Origin of the sequence: Streptomyces sp. Y7 (assembly GCF_043195415.1) — a bacterium.
Lineage (GTDB): Bacteria > Actinomycetota > Actinomycetes > Streptomycetales > Streptomycetaceae > Streptomyces.
In genome coordinates this window covers 974,522-988,926 of sequence record NZ_JBIDDQ010000002.1, presented here as the reverse complement: position 1 = coordinate 988,926, position 14,405 = coordinate 974,522, and the positions used below count along the sequence as shown (strand labels likewise).

At 71.0% G+C, this 14,405-nt stretch carries 9 protein-coding genes; 4 read left to right on the top strand and 5 right to left on the bottom strand.

Going from position 1 to position 14,405, the window contains the following annotated elements:
• Positions 1–6: 6 nt before the first annotated feature.
• From ACGFW6_RS10065 to ACGFW6_RS10050, 4 genes are all read right to left on the bottom strand, one after another.
• Positions 7–2,916 (bottom strand): ATP-binding protein, encoded by a 2,910-nt coding sequence (locus ACGFW6_RS10065; RefSeq protein WP_393506600.1) that lies wholly within the window; start codon positions 2,914–2,916, stop codon positions 7–9.
• Between the two features lie 203 nt (positions 2,917–3,119).
• The gene (locus ACGFW6_RS10060; RefSeq protein ID WP_393506993.1) at positions 3,120–4,118 is read right to left on the bottom strand and encodes a (-)-alpha-amorphene synthase; all 999 of its coding nucleotides are present in this window, start codon (positions 4,116–4,118) and stop codon (positions 3,120–3,122) included.
• Positions 4,111–5,583 carry a cytochrome P450 gene (locus ACGFW6_RS10055; protein WP_393506598.1) on the bottom strand — a complete coding sequence of 491 codons (1,473 nt, stop codon included), beginning with the start codon at positions 5,581–5,583 and terminating at the stop codon, positions 4,111–4,113. The genes ACGFW6_RS10060 and ACGFW6_RS10055 overlap by 8 nt, the downstream gene beginning before the upstream one ends.
• A 235-nt stretch (positions 5,584–5,818) precedes the next feature.
• Positions 5,819–8,239: a penicillin acylase family protein gene (locus tag ACGFW6_RS10050; protein ID WP_393506596.1), complete on the bottom strand. Its 2,421-nt coding sequence runs from the start codon at positions 8,237–8,239 to the stop codon at positions 5,819–5,821.
• 112 nt (positions 8,240–8,351) lie between these two features.
• Between ACGFW6_RS10050 and ACGFW6_RS10045 the strand changes: the two genes are divergently transcribed.
• Positions 8,352–9,851 (top strand): acyl-CoA synthetase, encoded by a 1,500-nt coding sequence (locus ACGFW6_RS10045; RefSeq protein ID WP_393506594.1) that lies wholly within the window; start codon positions 8,352–8,354, stop codon positions 9,849–9,851.
• A gap of 115 nt (positions 9,852–9,966) precedes the next feature.
• On the opposite strand, the gene paaK is transcribed toward ACGFW6_RS10045, so the two are convergent.
• Positions 9,967–11,262, bottom strand: a complete 1,296-nt coding sequence (gene paaK / locus ACGFW6_RS10040; protein WP_393506592.1) for a phenylacetate--CoA ligase PaaK — start codon at positions 11,260–11,262, stop codon at positions 9,967–9,969.
• A gap of 284 nt (positions 11,263–11,546) precedes the next feature.
• On the opposite strand from paaK, the gene ACGFW6_RS10035 reads away from it, so the two are divergent.
• The 3 genes from ACGFW6_RS10035 to ACGFW6_RS10025 all read left to right on the top strand — a co-directional run bounded on the left by ACGFW6_RS10035 (position 11,547) and on the right by ACGFW6_RS10025 (position 14,262).
• Positions 11,547–12,401, top strand: coding sequence for an alpha/beta fold hydrolase (locus ACGFW6_RS10035; RefSeq protein WP_393506590.1), 855 nt, complete (start codon positions 11,547–11,549; stop codon positions 12,399–12,401).
• A 79-nt stretch (positions 12,402–12,480) separates the two neighbouring features.
• A complete protein-coding gene (locus tag ACGFW6_RS10030) occupies positions 12,481–12,966 on the top strand; it encodes a cation:proton antiporter regulatory subunit (RefSeq protein ID WP_393506588.1) in 486 nt (161 codons plus the stop codon).
• A 6-nt stretch (positions 12,967–12,972) separates the two neighbouring features.
• Complete coding sequence (locus tag ACGFW6_RS10025; RefSeq protein ID WP_393506586.1) at positions 12,973–14,262, top strand: cation:proton antiporter; 1,290 nt, start codon at positions 12,973–12,975, stop codon at positions 14,260–14,262.
• Positions 14,263–14,405 lie beyond the last annotated feature (143 nt).

Sequence of the window (14,405 nt, the reverse complement as noted above, 5' to 3'; positions counted from 1 at the left end):
CGCACCTCACGTCCGAGGGCGCGGGAAGGTCTCCAGGGCCTGGGCGAGGCCCGCCGCGTCCGTGCCGATCTTGCGATAGACGCAGGACAGCAGCTGTCGTACGCCCTGCTCGGTGAGGCGCAGTTGCTTCGCGATCACCGCTTCCGGATGGCCCTGGACCGTCAGTTCGGCCGTTTGCCGTTCCTGAGCGGTGAGGGTGTCCGTCTGGGCGTAGCGCAGCGGCAGCGGTCGCAGCCCGGCCGCCGAGAGCTCCTGCCTGGCCCGGGCGGCGAGCGCCTCGGCACCACAGTGAACAGCGCCCTCCAGCCCTTGGTAGAGCCGATGGGCGGCCTCCTGCACCTGCCCGTTGCGGGACAGCGCGGCACCGTGCCCCACGAGCGCACGCGCGAACTCGTACGACGCGGGTGAGCGTTCCAGGTGTGCGACGGCCTCGGCGTGCAGGTCGAGCGCGGCCGGGCCGCCGGTCACCTCGGCCTCGACGTGGAGCGCCTGGCCGATCGCGGAAGCCGCACCGAAGTCCCGCGCCCGCTTGACGGCGTCCTGGGCGAGGCGGACCGCCCGGTCGGGTGCGGTGCGGGCGAGTGCGGAGGCCAGGTCCAGCTGCCAGGGGCACCAGGCCGGGTTGCGCCAGTTCCGTGACTCCAGCCAGTCCCCGACGGCGGACAACAGCCGTGCCGCCTCCGGATACCGCTCCTCGGCCAGGAGCAGTTCGGCGTACACCGTGCGGGGATCGGGGAAGATCACGGCGTTCGGGACCACATCGCCGTAGTGATACGTGTCGGCGAGTCGACGCGCGTCGGCGGTCCGCCCGCGGGCCAGCAGGATCTGGATGAGGATGCCGATGGCGAACCACTGGGCGGGCACCGCGCCCTCGACGCGCTCGGCGGTGTGCAGTCCGGCCCGGACGAGCTCCTCCGCCTCGGAGAGGCTGCCGCGCCGGTAGCGGATGTAGCCGGAGAGGGTCTGGCCCTGCGCCAGGTGGCCGCCGCTCCAGCCTTTGTGCGCGCACTCGGCCATGCCCTTGCCGAACAGTTCTTCCGCCCGCCACGGCTGGTCGCAGTACATGAACAGCAGGGCCACCGCGACGGGCACCTCGAAGCCGCGGTTCTCATCGGTCCAGCTCATGCCGCCGCGCAGCGCCTCCTCGGCGTGCCCGAGGGCGGTCCGCCGTGGTTCGCCGCGCACCAGGGCGTCCCAGGCCCGCAGGCCCAGGATGTAGCGCTCCTCCAGGCCGCGGCCGGTCAGCTTGTCGGCCAGCCGGGCCAGTCGGCGCGAGCGGGCGGCCGGGTCGGGCTCGTCGGCGCGGAACGCGCTCCACACGAAGTGATCGGCCTGCATGCGCAGTTTGATCCGGGGGTTGGAGGCCCGCCGTGCCTCGTCGGCGGCCACGGCCGCGGCCTCGGTCAGCCGGTCGGTGTTGGCCAGCGCCTGGGCCAGCCGGTAGACGATGGAGGCGCGGAGTTCGGGGTCCGTTCCGGGCTCCGCCAGTGCCTCCTGGAGGTGGCTGACCGTGGCTGTGGGCTCGATCAGGAAGGTCGAGCAGGCGAGTTCGTGAAGGATCGGCGCACGGTCCTCGGCCGGGGGCGGTTCCCGCAGCGCTCGGGTCAGCACGCGACGCGCGGCCTCCGGGGCCCCGGAGCGGAGATACTCCCGGGCGGCGGCGCGCAGGACGGAGACCGCTTCGGGCCGGCCGTCGCAGGGCACCTCCAGCAGGTGCCGGGCTGCGGCCGTCGGGCCGAACCCCGCGGCCCCGGCGGCGTCGGCAGCGGCGTTGTGCATGCCGACCCGCAGGCTCGGGGGGATGTCGCGGTAGATCGTCGTGGCGATCGACGGGTGGACGAACTGCAGGCTGCGCGCGGGCCCGTCGCCGTCCGCGAGGATCCGGGAGGCACGCAGCTTCTCGGCCGCCTCGGCGGCTTCCTCGCTGCCGACGACCGCGATGTCCGCGGCGAGTTCGGCGGAGAAGGACCCGCCCAGTACGGCTGCGGCCCACGCGAAGCGAACGGTGCTCGATCCGAGCCGGTGGAGACGCTCGACCAGACCGGGGCCCTTGACCGCCGCGGCGAGGTCCCCGATCACGGCCAGTTCGTCCTTGGTTCCCTTGACCCGTCGTTCGCGGAGCCTGATGGCCAGTTCGACGGTCTCGAACGGACTGCCGCCGGTGGCCTCCCAGCACTCGTCGCAGAACGCGTCCTCGGCTTCCTCGCCCACTTCGTTCCTGACGATGCGCGCCACACCGTCCTTGCCGAGCGCGGACAGCGAGTGGGGGCGCTCCTCGTTGCGCTCGACGAGCGTGCGGAAGGAGGTCGCGTCGGGCGGGAGGTCGTCGGGACGGTAGGCGACGACCATCAGGAGCGGGAGGTCCGCCACCCGGTGCGCGAAGGAGGCGAGCCAGTCGAGGGATTCGGCATCGGCCCAGTGCAGGTCGTCCAGGAGCACCACCACGGGCGCGTTCATCACCGTGAGGCGTGTCATCACCCAGTCGAGGCCGTCGCGCACCCCGATCGGGTCCGGCATCTGGGTGGCGTCCGACGCCTCGAGGCCGAGCGCCGCGCCCACGATGCCGTACCAACTGCCCAGGAACTCCCGGCGTTCCGTTTCGCTCATCGTGGCCAGGGCGGGCTGCATGACCTGGCGGACGACGCGGAACGCCAGGCCCTGTTCCTTCTCCCCGCCCGTGCCGGAGGCCACCGTGATTCCGTGTGCGGCGGCCCGGGCGCGCGTCGCCGCGATCAGCGTGGTCTTGCCCATGCCGGCCGCGCCCGTGAAGGCCAGCAGTCCGCCGCGCGGCGCCCTGGGCACACCGTCGACGGCGTCACGCAGGCTCGACAAGGCGGAGTCGATCGCCCGGAGTTCCCGGTCGCGTTCGAGTAGAGGCCGGTGCTCGGTGGTCGGTTGCCGCAGCCCATGGGCCATGTGGTCCACCGTTCCCTGTCGTTGCTCACGCCGGACGGGGGCGAGCGTACGCCCTCACCGATGCCCCTTGGACAGGTTGGAACAGGAGGTCGACAGGGAAGAGTGAACTTTCACGCAGCAGGCGTTCAAGTCTCAGCCCATTGGGTAAAATTTCGCGCTCACGCTCGGGTCACCCCACTGCGGGCGACCGGTCAGGCAGCGGTTCAGGGCACGGCGGACACCGCTGCCGTCTCCGCGTACCGAGGCACGGTACGGGACCAGAAGTAGCATCCGGGGATCCAGCCGCCCATGCCCTCCACATAACCGACGCCGCTCGGGCTCAACTCCGGCTCGATCCCCGCGTAGAGCTCTTCGAACTCGCTGATCGTGGCGTTGATACGCCGGATGGCGAGCGCGACGGCCTCGGGCAGGGAGCACTGGTGGGCGCGCTGGTAGTCCAGGGCCAGGTTGATCACGCCGCCCGCCCGCTGTTCCTTCACGGCCGAGAACAGGTCGGCTATCCACACCGCCGCGTCGACGGACAGGCGTCCCAGCCGCCGGACGACGGGATGCCGGAGTTCCTCCGGGGCCAGCTCGCGGGGCTGCTCGGCCTCGCACAGCGGGTGGAACGGCTCGATACCCGCGATCAGGGAACGTATGGAACGGCACAGCCCGCTCCCCACCGCGTCCGGGTGGGTCTGGGCCACCGCTTCGTACAGCAGGCCGTGCACGTACTCACGACTGTTCCAGGCCCAGCGTGCGGCCTGAGCGGGCGTGCACCGCTCCTGGACCTGCCGTTGGAGATCGGCCAGGGCGGCCCCGAGCGGGGTGTCGGGCGGCCCGCCGTCCCGCAGGATCCTGACGCTCTCGGACAGCATGGGCAGCAGCCGGCCGGGCCGCTGCAGGCCGGTGTCCTCCGCCTGGTCGTCGAAGATGAACTGATAGGCGATCTGGTTGGCCATGATCTGCAGGAGGCCGGGGTCCGCGGTCGGGCTGTTGAAGGCCGCGAGTTCGGCGGGCCGGGTGCGGGAGATCATGGTCGCGACCGCCGGATCGTCGGTCAGCCCCCAGGTACTCAGCCAATTCCCGACGCCCGCCGCCGTTTCGGCAGCGTGGGGATTGCTCCGGAACGGGAAGGGCATGTAGAGGTTCGCGTCGATCAGCTGCCGCAGATTGAGCGCGGGAACTCCGCGTCGCGCGGCGACCGTCATTTCCTCATGCATCGTGGACACCGTCGCCACCTGCCGTTCGGGGTTCGTGGACGTCGGGGGACTCCGTTGACCGGGGTACCGGGGAGGACGCCCGAGGCGTCGTGCCCACCGGCCCTCGCGCTCGCGGTTCGCAGACCATCACCAGATCCCTCGGCCCCAGGGACGCCGCGGGACGCAGCCGTTCGACGCGTCCGGGCAGGGGGTGCAGCCGCCAGTGGCGGGCGATGTAGGAGACGGCCACCGTCGTCTCCGCCATGGCGAACGCCGCACCGATGCAGTTACGGGTGCCCGCGGCGAACGGGATCATCGCTCCGGGCGGTACCTCGGCGGCCCGTTCCGGAAGCCAGCGGTCGGGGAGGAAGCGGTCGGGGTCGGGGAACGAGGCGGGATCGTGGTGCAGGAGATACGGGCTGTACAGGACGGTCGCACCCCGCGGGAGACGGTGCCCGGCGAGATCCGTCTCCCTGGTCGTGACCCGGGTGAAGAGCCAGCCCGGCGGGCGGTGCCGAAGGGTCTCGGTGACGACGCGCTGCGTGTGGACGAGCCGCATCAACTCCTCGTGGCCGGGCGGTTGTCCGTCGGCGAGCACGGCGTCGACCTCGGAGTGCAGACGGCGTTCGTCCTCGGGATGCCGGGACAGCAGATCGAAGGCGGAGGCGAGGCACAGGGCGGTGGTCTCGGCTCCGGCGAAGATCAGCGTGAGCACCTGGCTGCGGACTTCCTGCTCGGTGATCGCCGCGCCTTCGACGTCGCTCCGCGCGGCCGACAGCAGGATCTCCAGCAGGTCGTCCCGGTCACTCCGGCTCGCGTCTCGTCGGCGCTCGGCGATGGCCGTGTCGACGATCGCGCGCAGACGGGCGGAGGCGTGGCGGAAACGCCGGTTCGCGGGCGTCGGAACCCGGAACGGACCCTCGATCGGCACCACCGTGCGCAGGAACAGACCGCGGACGATGGTGACGAGGCAACCGTGCACCTCGGCGGCCGTCGCGGCGTCCAGAGAGTCGGAGAACAGGACGCGGCCGATCACCCGCGCCGACAGCGTGAGCATGGTCGCGCTGACATCGACCTCCTGCCCCGCCCGCCACTCGCGGCACACCGCCTGCACTTCCTCGCCCATCAGTGCCGTCTGGTCAGCGACGCGGGCCTTGCGGAAGCCCGGTTGGAGAAGCCTGCGTTGCCGCCGATGGGCCTGGTGAGGGCAGGTGCCGATGCCGTCCCCCAGGAGCGTCCGCAGCCTGTCGTAGAGCGGACCCCCCTTGTCGAAGGTGCGGGCGTCCATGAGTACCTGGTGGACCAGCTCCGGGTGGCACACCACCCAGGCGCGCAGCGGGCCCAGGCGCACTTCGACCAGATCTCCTTGAGCGGGTAAGGAATTCAGAAAATCCAGCGGCCGCCGAAACAATGCGATACCGTGAGAGACGGTAGGGAATATGCCTGGCGCAACCCCAACCCTCCAGGCGTGTCCGGATGCAGGCATGGCACGACTCATTGCAGACCCCCTTGCATCAAATGCAACGTGGAAATCGGTGAATGTTCCACCGAGTTGGCGCTCGAGTCATCTCCTGCCCAGTTCAACCAGCCGTCGCTTTAGTGAATCCTTTCTGCATGGGGGCGCACAGGAGCACAGGGGAGCAGAGAAACAATGCGGCCGGTTCGCCGTCGAGGGCCGAAATGTGGTCCCGCCCGCAGGAAGGGACGGGACCACAGCTCAGTTACCGGTGTTCCCGAACCGACACCACACGCAGCGCGGGCGACGCCAGCACGTCCTTCTCGCAGAACCGTGCCGTCACCCATTTCTCACCGGAGAACAACCGGGTCTGGTCGCTGAAGTGGGGTGAGTGGGGGTTCGAGGACTGCGCGTACGTGAGCAGCGTGCGGGCCACCGGGCAGCGGCTGCCGTCCCAGCCCACCGCCTGGATGTGGCTCGAGCCGGTCGTCACCTCCGTGTAGCCGCCCCGCGCCTGGTCCCACACCGGCTCGATCTTGTTCCACACGCCCAGGCCCTCCGTACCGCCGGGCACCGGGATGCGCTGACCGTTCCGTACGACGACCTGGTGCTCGCCGAGGCGGGAGTCGAGCGCGATGCCCGCCGCCCGGAGTTCGGCGACCGCGTCCGCGAGGGCCGTGGCGAAGCCGGGAGCACCGGTGTTGAGGGTGTTCGGCGTACGCACCGGATCCGCCGCCGAGAACGGCACCTTCCACCGCTGGGCGGCCGGCACATTCGCGGACAGCTTCCGCCAGAACCGGTCGAAGAGCAGGGCGCCCCGGCTGCCGGTGTCCATGGTGCGGTCCCAGGCCGCGAGCACGGTACAGGCACCGGAGACGTCAACGGCCTTGCCGTCACTGCCCGTTGCGGTACCGCCCGGCAGTGCCGCGCACGCCTTCGCCGTGTCGGCGACCGCCAGGTCCGCCGCCGGCACCCGGTTCCTGAACTCCTGACGCTCCAGGTCCCGGACGGTCAGACCGCCCCGCTCCGCCATCGCCCCGACGTCCTCCAGCGCACCGCGCGTGCGCAGGGAACGCTGGGTGCCGATGGTGCCGAAGATCCGCTCGTAGCCGGCGAGCGGCCGATCGGCGTTGGCCAGCCACGCACTGTCGTTGGAGTTCTCGGCGTACGCCGCGTCCTTCAGCGTCGGCATGCGCGCCGGCCCGAACGTCCCCTGCTGCACGGCGTCCGGATCGCTGCCGAGCGCGCAGTCGCCGCGGGAGCCGTCGAGAACGGCCACGCCCGCCGCCGGGTAGGTGACCTTGCCCAGACCGGTGGAACACCGCGCCGCCAGGTCGTCGGTGATCCGGGGCAGCACCTGCGACTGCGTGTACAGGGAGTGCCCCGAGGAGTCCGCGGCGATCGTGTTCACCCAGGGCAGGCCCTGATGCCGGGCGAGCGACGCCAGGACGTCGCCCGTGCCGCGCGCCTTGCTGAAGCCCAGCGAGGTGTCGCCGAACCGCATGTTGGCCGCGTTGGGGTCGTTGAACGCGTACGCCGTGGTCGTCGTCCAGGGCAGCGGGAGCTCGCCCCCTTCGGACGCGGCGATCGGGCCGTACCGGGTCCACCACTGGGTGCGCGTCACCGGTGCCCCGCCCTTGACCGCGACGGTGACGGTCCGTTTCCGCATCCGCTCCCGTCTGCCGTCCACGAGGTACACGGTCGGGTCGGCCGGATCGAGTGCCAGCTGGTGCAGGCTGAACGGCACACCCGTCGACACGGTGTGGCTCCACGCCACATGTGCGTTGTAGCCGATGGAGATGGTCGGCGAGCCCAGCAGGGCCGCGCCGGCGACGTCGAGCTCGCCGGGAATCGTCTGCTGCGCCTGCCAGAAGCGACGCCCGCCGTGCCACGGGTAGTGCGGGTTGCCCAGCAGCAGACCCCGCCCGTTCGCGGTGGTCCCACCCCCGAACGCGACGGCGTTGGACCCCATGTCCGCGTTGCCCGCCGTCCGCTCGCGCACGGCCCGGATCAGGGCCCGGGCGTCCGGGCGGGCCTCGCCGCTCCCGGTGGCGGATCCGGTGGGCGGCCGGGCGGAGGTGATGTCGTCCACCGCGCCGCCCTGACCACCGAGCACGGCGACGGCGTAGAACCGGGCGGCCACGTCCAGAGAGGTGATCGGTCGCACCCATGTGGCGCCCCGGCACGCGGGGTCGTTGTTCCGCTTCTGCCGCAGCCATGTGTTGTACCCGGCCGCGAAGCCCCGCATCAGGTCCTTGACCTGACGGCTGGGCCCGCGCGGAGCCGGTTCGGCGAGCAGCTTCTCCACCGTGCCGGCCTCGCGTACGCCGCGGAAGTACAGGTCACTGGAGAGGTTGCTGGTCGCCGAGGACAGCGCCGAGTCGGCCGGCGCGTCCGCTCCGAAGAAGCGCGAGCGCTCGCCGCGCACGGTCACGAACCCGTCCGCGAGCGTGCACACCTGGTCGGCGGCCTGCGCCCAGCCGGTGCCGAAGCCGAGCGACGCGTAGGTGCTTCCGACGATGTGCGGAATGCCGTACTCGGTGTAGCGGATCACGGCGGACATGCCGCCGTGCGAGGGATGTTCCTGACGACCGTGCCGTTCGGCCGCGGCGGCCGGCAACGCGGCCGAGGCCATGAGCAGGGCGGCTGCCCCGGCGGCCAGTCGTCTCACGCGGGTGGTGCGCATCTGTGCCTCCCAACGTCATTGAGGGAAGGAGCGGTTGAGCGTACCCACTGGTCTGTCGATGTGCCCCCAGGGTGCTTGACCCGGCCCGGTCACGGACCGAGGATCATGAGTCATGACGCAGGGACAGGGCAGCACGGTTGACGGGGTCCTCCGGCGCAGCGCGCGGCGCACCCCGGCACGGATCGCGGTGGAGTACGCCGACCGCACATGGACGTACGAGGAACTCGACGAGGCGGTCTCCCGGGCGGCGGGCTTCCTGCTCGATCAGGGCCTCGTTCCCGGCGACCGGGTCGGCGCCTACGGCCACAACTCGGACGCCTACCTCATCGCGTTCCTCGCCTGCGCCCGCGCGGGCCTCGTCCACGTCCCGGTCAACCAGAACCTGACCGGCGACGACCTCGCCTACATCGTCGGCCAGTCCGGCAGCACGCTGGTGCTCGCCGACCCCGGCCTCGCCGGCCGCCTGCCCGAGGACGTCCGTACGGTGGCCCTGCGCGACGCCGACGACTCGCTCCTGGCGCGCCTCGGGACGGCGCCGGTCCACGACGGCCCCGAGCCGCGCGCCGAGGACCTGGTCCAGCTGCTCTACACGTCCGGTACGACGGCCCTCCCCAAGGGCGCGATGATGACGCACCGGGCGCTGGTCCACGAGTATCTGAGCGCCATCACCGCCCTCGACCTCAGCGCGGGCGACCGCCCCGTGCACTCCCTGCCGCTCTACCACTCGGCGCAGATGCATGTGTTCCTGCTGCCGTATCTCGCGGTCGGCGCCACGAACATCATCCTCGACGCACCCGACGGCGACCGGCTCCTCGACCTCATCGAAGCCGGCCGCGTGGACAGCCTGTTCGCCCCGCCCACCGTGTGGATCGCGCTCGCGGGCCGCCCCGACTTCGCCGAGCGCGACCTCGGCGCCCTCCGCAAGGCCTACTACGGCGCGTCGATCATGCCGGTGCCCGTCCTGGAACGGCTGCGCGAACGGCTCCCGAAGCTCGGCTTCTACAACTGTTTCGGCCAGAGCGAGATCGGCCCCCTCGCCACCGTCCTCGCGCCGGACGAGCACAAGGGCCGTATGGACTCCTGCGGACGGTCCGTGCTGTTCGTCGACGCGCGCGTGGTCGACGAGGACGGCAAGGACGTCCCCGACGGCACGCCCGGCGAGATCGTCTACCGCTCCCCGCAGCTGTGCGAGGGCTACTGGGACAAGCCCGAGGAGACCGCGGAGGCCTTCCGCGACGGCTGGTTCCGCTCCGGCGACCTCGCGGTGCGGGACGCCCACGGCTACTTCACCATCGTCGACCGGGTGAAGGACGTCATCAACTCCGGTGGCGTCCTGGTCGCTTCACGACAGGTCGAGGACGCGCTGTACACGCACGAGGGCGTCGCCGAGGTCGCTGTGATCGGCCTGCCCGACGAGCGCTGGATCGAGGCCGTCACGGCGGTCGTCGTCCCGCGCGGGGAGGTCAGCGAGGCCGCACTGATCGACCACGCGCGCGAGAAGCTCGCCCACTTCAAGGCGCCCAAGCGCGTGGTGTTCGTGGACGACCTCCCGCGCAACGCGAGCGGCAAGATCCTCAAGCGCGAGCTGCGGGACCGGTTCGCCGGCGACTAGGGCCGGGCCGGACCACCGAGGTGCCGGCGGCGGAGCCGAGCAGCGGGCAGCGGACGCAATCCACTGCCCGCCGCACGGTGCTGATGGTGCGACGGGCCCGGCATCGCCCGGGCCCCTAACGGGGACGAAGATCCACGATCCGGCGGATCTTGCCCACCGACCGCTCCAGCGACTCCGGTTCGACGATCTCCACGGAGACCGACACCCCGATGCCGTCCTTCACGGCTGCCGCGATGGAGCGCGCGGCGGCGTCCCGGGTCTCCGGTGACGCGTCGGGGCGGGCCTCCGCGCGCACGGTGAGTGCGTCGAGGCGCCCCTCCCGGGTGAGCCGCAGCTGGAAGTGGGGTGCCACGCCCGGCGTGCGGAGCACGATCTCCTCGACCTGGGTGGGGAAGAGATTGACGCCGCGCAGGATGACCATGTCGTCGCTGCGGCCGGTGATCTTCTCCATCCGCCGGAACACCCGGGCGGTCCCCGGCAGCAGCCGCGTCAGGTCGCGCGTGCGGTACCGGATGATCGGCATGGCCTCCTTGGTGAGCGAAGTGAACACCAGCTCACCCTCTTCGCCGTCGGGCAGCACCTCACCGGTGATCGGGTCCACGATCTCGGGGAAGAAGTGGTCCTCCCACACATGGAGTCCGTCCTTGGTCTCCACACACTCCTGCGCGACACCAGGGCCGATCACCTCGGACAGCCCGTATATGTCGACGGCGTCGATCGCGAACCGCTCCTCGATCTCCCGGCGCATCTGCTCGGTCCACGGCTCGGCGCCGAAGATGCCCACGCGCAGGGAGGTACCACGCGGATCGACTCCCTGCCGCTCGAACTCGTCGAGCAGCGTCAGCATGTACGAGGGCGTCACCATGATGATCTCGGGCCGCAGGTCCTGGATCAGCTGGACCTGACGGGCCGTCATGCCGCCGGACGCGGGGATGACCGTACAGCCCAGCCGTTCGGCCCCATAGTGTGCGCCGAGACCACCGGTGAACAGCCCATAGCCGTACGCCACATGCACCTTGTCCCCGGGGCGTCCGCCTGCCGCCCTGATGGAGCGCGCCACCATGTCGGCCCACAGGGAAAGGTCGCCATCGGTGTAGCCGACGACGGTGGGGCGTCCGGTGGTGCCGCTGGAGGCATGGAGGCGGCGGATGCGGTCCTGCGGCACGGCGAACATCCCGTACGGGTAGTTCTCACGCAGGTCCGCCTTGACCGTGAACGGAAAGCGGGACAGATCGGCGAGCGAGCGGCAGTCCTCGGGCCGTACGCCGGCCTTGTCGAAGGAGTCCCGGTAGAAGGGCACGTTGTCGTAGGCGTGCCGTAGCGACCTCTGCAACCGCTCCAGCTGCAACGCGCGCAGCGCCTCCGGGTCGAGTCGTTCCCCCGAGTCCAGCAGTTCCGTCACGTCCGCCATGAGGAGCTCTCCCTCGCCAACCGCATCAATTCGGGCGACCGATCATTCGGTCTGCCTGCTCAGGTTCAGTAATTCAGGCGAGGAATGATCAGGCAAGGGGGTGGGCCACACTTTCTATGGAAGGGGGCGATGGGCCCTTTTGTGACAATTTGCTACCGTTCGGCATTTCTTGAGCATGGGGGGTGCCGAGTTGACGCTCTACGGAAGCCGTGCCCGCCAACCCGGCCGGTCGGGGTGGCGGGTGGCGTTGCGCCGCCGGGTCGCCCCCGACCAAGATCGACGGTATGCCGACCTTCCTTGCCTCCGACGGAACCGAGATCGCTTACCACCTGCGAGGTGAGGGTGAACCTCTCCTCGTCCTGCCCGGTGGGCCCATGCGGGCCTCCGCCTATCTGGGTGACCTGGGTGGACTGGCCGCCCACCGGCAGCTCGTGCTGCTCGACCTGCGCGGCACCGGAGACTCCGCGGCGCCGGCGGACCCGTCCACCTACCGCTGCGACCGCCTGGTGGACGACGTGGAGGTGTTGCGCGACCACATGGGGCTGGCCCACATGGATGTGCTCGGGCACTCGGCGGGCGGAAGCCTGGCGATGCTGTACGCCGCCCGGTATCCGGCGCGGGTGGCGAAGCTCGCGCTCGTCACCGCGATTCCGTGGGCGCTGGGTATGCCGGCCACGGCGGAGGAGCGGCTGGTTGCCGCCCGGGCGCGCGAGGGTGAGTCGTGGTTCGAAGGTGCATTCCCGGCATTTGAGGCATGGGTGGGTGGCTCGGGCGACTTCGATCCCGCGATCGCACCCTTCTTCTACGGACGGTGGGACGAAGCGGCGCGCAGGCACGACGCGCGCGCCGACCAGGAGTCCAACGACCAGGCCGCGGACATCTACCACTCCGACGGTGCCTACGCCCCCGTCGCCACCCGCTCCGCCCTCTCGCGGTTCACCGCACCCGTCCTCGTCCTCGCCGGTGAACTCGACGGCGGCCCCTGCCCCGCACTCGTCCGCCGCGCCGCCGAGGTCTTCCCGAACGCCGAGGTCGCCGTGCAGCCGAACGCCGGGCACTACCCATGGCTCGACGACGCGGCTTGGTTCGTGCGTCGGGTCGGCGCCTTTCTGGACGGGAGTGGCTCAAGAACAGCCTGAGTTCGGCCCGGGGACGTCAAGGTCGTTAAAGTTTCGTCAAAGAATGCTCAAAGAGATACCTGAATGAGGGGGGACCGCTATGGGTGCTCCGCGCCTGAGCAGTACGCCATTGCCCGGCATCGGAGTCCGCTACGACCTCACTACACGTGAACAGCGCCGCTTGTCCGTCGTCGCCCACCGGGACGGATCACGGACACTGAGCGCCTACAGAAAGGACGATCCCGACGCGTGCGCGCTGTCGGTGCGGCTGAGCTCCGCCGAAGCGACCACGCTGATCGACGCGTTGATGCCCGCACACCACAGCCCCAACCTGCTGTCCACCACGGAGCTGGGCCTCGTCGCCGAACGCGTCGAACTGTCCGCGACCTCGCACTGGAACGGACGGCTGCTCGGCGAGACCCGGATGCGCACCGAGACGGGCGTCTCCATCGTGGCCGTGCTGCGCCGGGCCGAAGCCATTCCCTCGCCGACGCCGGACTTCCGGCTGGCCGGCGGAGACACCCTGATCGTCATCGGCACGCGCGAAGGCGTGGATGCGGCCGCCGAGATACTCGGTCGGGAGTGAGCCGCGATGCACTCCTCCGCGGTCTTCCTCATCGAATTCGGTGCCATCATCCTCGGCCTGGGCCTGCTCGGCCGGTTCGCCGGACGGTTCCAGTTCTCGCCGATACCCCTCTATCTGCTGGCCGGCCTCGCGTTCGGCGAGGGCGGACTGCTCCCGCTGGGCACCAGCGAGGAGTTCGTCGCCATCGGCGCGGAGATCGGGGTGATCCTGCTGTTGCTGATGCTCGGCCTCGAGTACACGGCCAGCGACCTCGTCTCCAACCTCAAGACCCAGTACCCGGCCGGACTCGTCGACGCCGCACTCAACGCGCTGCCCGGCGCCGTCATGGCGCTGCTGCTCGGCTGGGGCCCGGTGGCCGCGGTCGTCCTGGCCGGCGTCACGTGGATCTCGTCCTCCGGGGTCATCGCGAAGGTCCTCGGCGACCTCGGGCGGCTCGGCAACCGGGAGACACCGGTCATCCTGAGCATCCTCGTCCTCGAGGACCTCTCCATGGCCGTCTACCTGCCGATCGTCACCGCCCTGCTCGCCGGCGCCGGTCTCGCGGCGGGCAGCGCCACCCTCGCCATCGCCCTCGGCGTCGCCGGGCTCGTCCTCCTGCTCGCGGTGCGCTACGGCCGTCACATCTCGCGTATCGTCTCCAGTGACGATCCCGAGAAGCTGCTCCTGGTCGTGCTCGGACTGACCCTGGTCGTGGCCGGACTCGCGCAGCAGCTCCAGGTGTCGGCGGCCGTCGGCGCGTTCCTCGTCGGTATCGCGCTGTCCGGCGAAGTGGCGGAGGGCGCGCACAACCTGCTGGCGCCGCTGCGGGATCTGTTCGCCGCGGTGTTCTTCGTCTTCTTCGGGCTGCACACGGATCCGGCGAGCATCCCGCCGGTGCTGCTGCCCGCGCTCGCGCTGGCCGCAGTCACCGCGTGCACGAAGATCGCCACCGGCTACTGGGCCGCCAAGCGCGCCGGAGTCTCGGCCAAGGGCCGCTGGCGGGCGGGCGGAACCCTGGTGGCGCGCGGCGAGTTCTCCATCGTCATCGCGGGACTCGCCGTCACCGCCGGTATCGAGCCGTCGCTGGGCCCGCTGGCCACCGCCTATGTCCTCATCCTGGTGATCGTGGGCCCGCTCACCGCCCGCTACACCGAGCCGCTGGCGACGCGCGTCCTGCGGTGGCGTGCGGGCAGGTCCGCGGCGACGGTTCCGACCGCCCCCGAGGGCGGCGAAGTCCCGGTCGAGTTGGCGCCGGACGCGGCTGCGGACCCGGCGTTCGACGCGGTCGACGGCAGGGACGTGCTCGGCCGGTCCTGAGCGGGCCGGCCCGGACGGACGAGAGAGCGCGCCCGTCCGCGCGGGCGAGAGAGCGCGCCCCGTCCGCGCGGACCGGGAATCCGAGCGAGTCCGCCCGGGTTCCCGGTCACGGCCGCAGGTCGGCGTGCGTGCCCCGTCCCCAT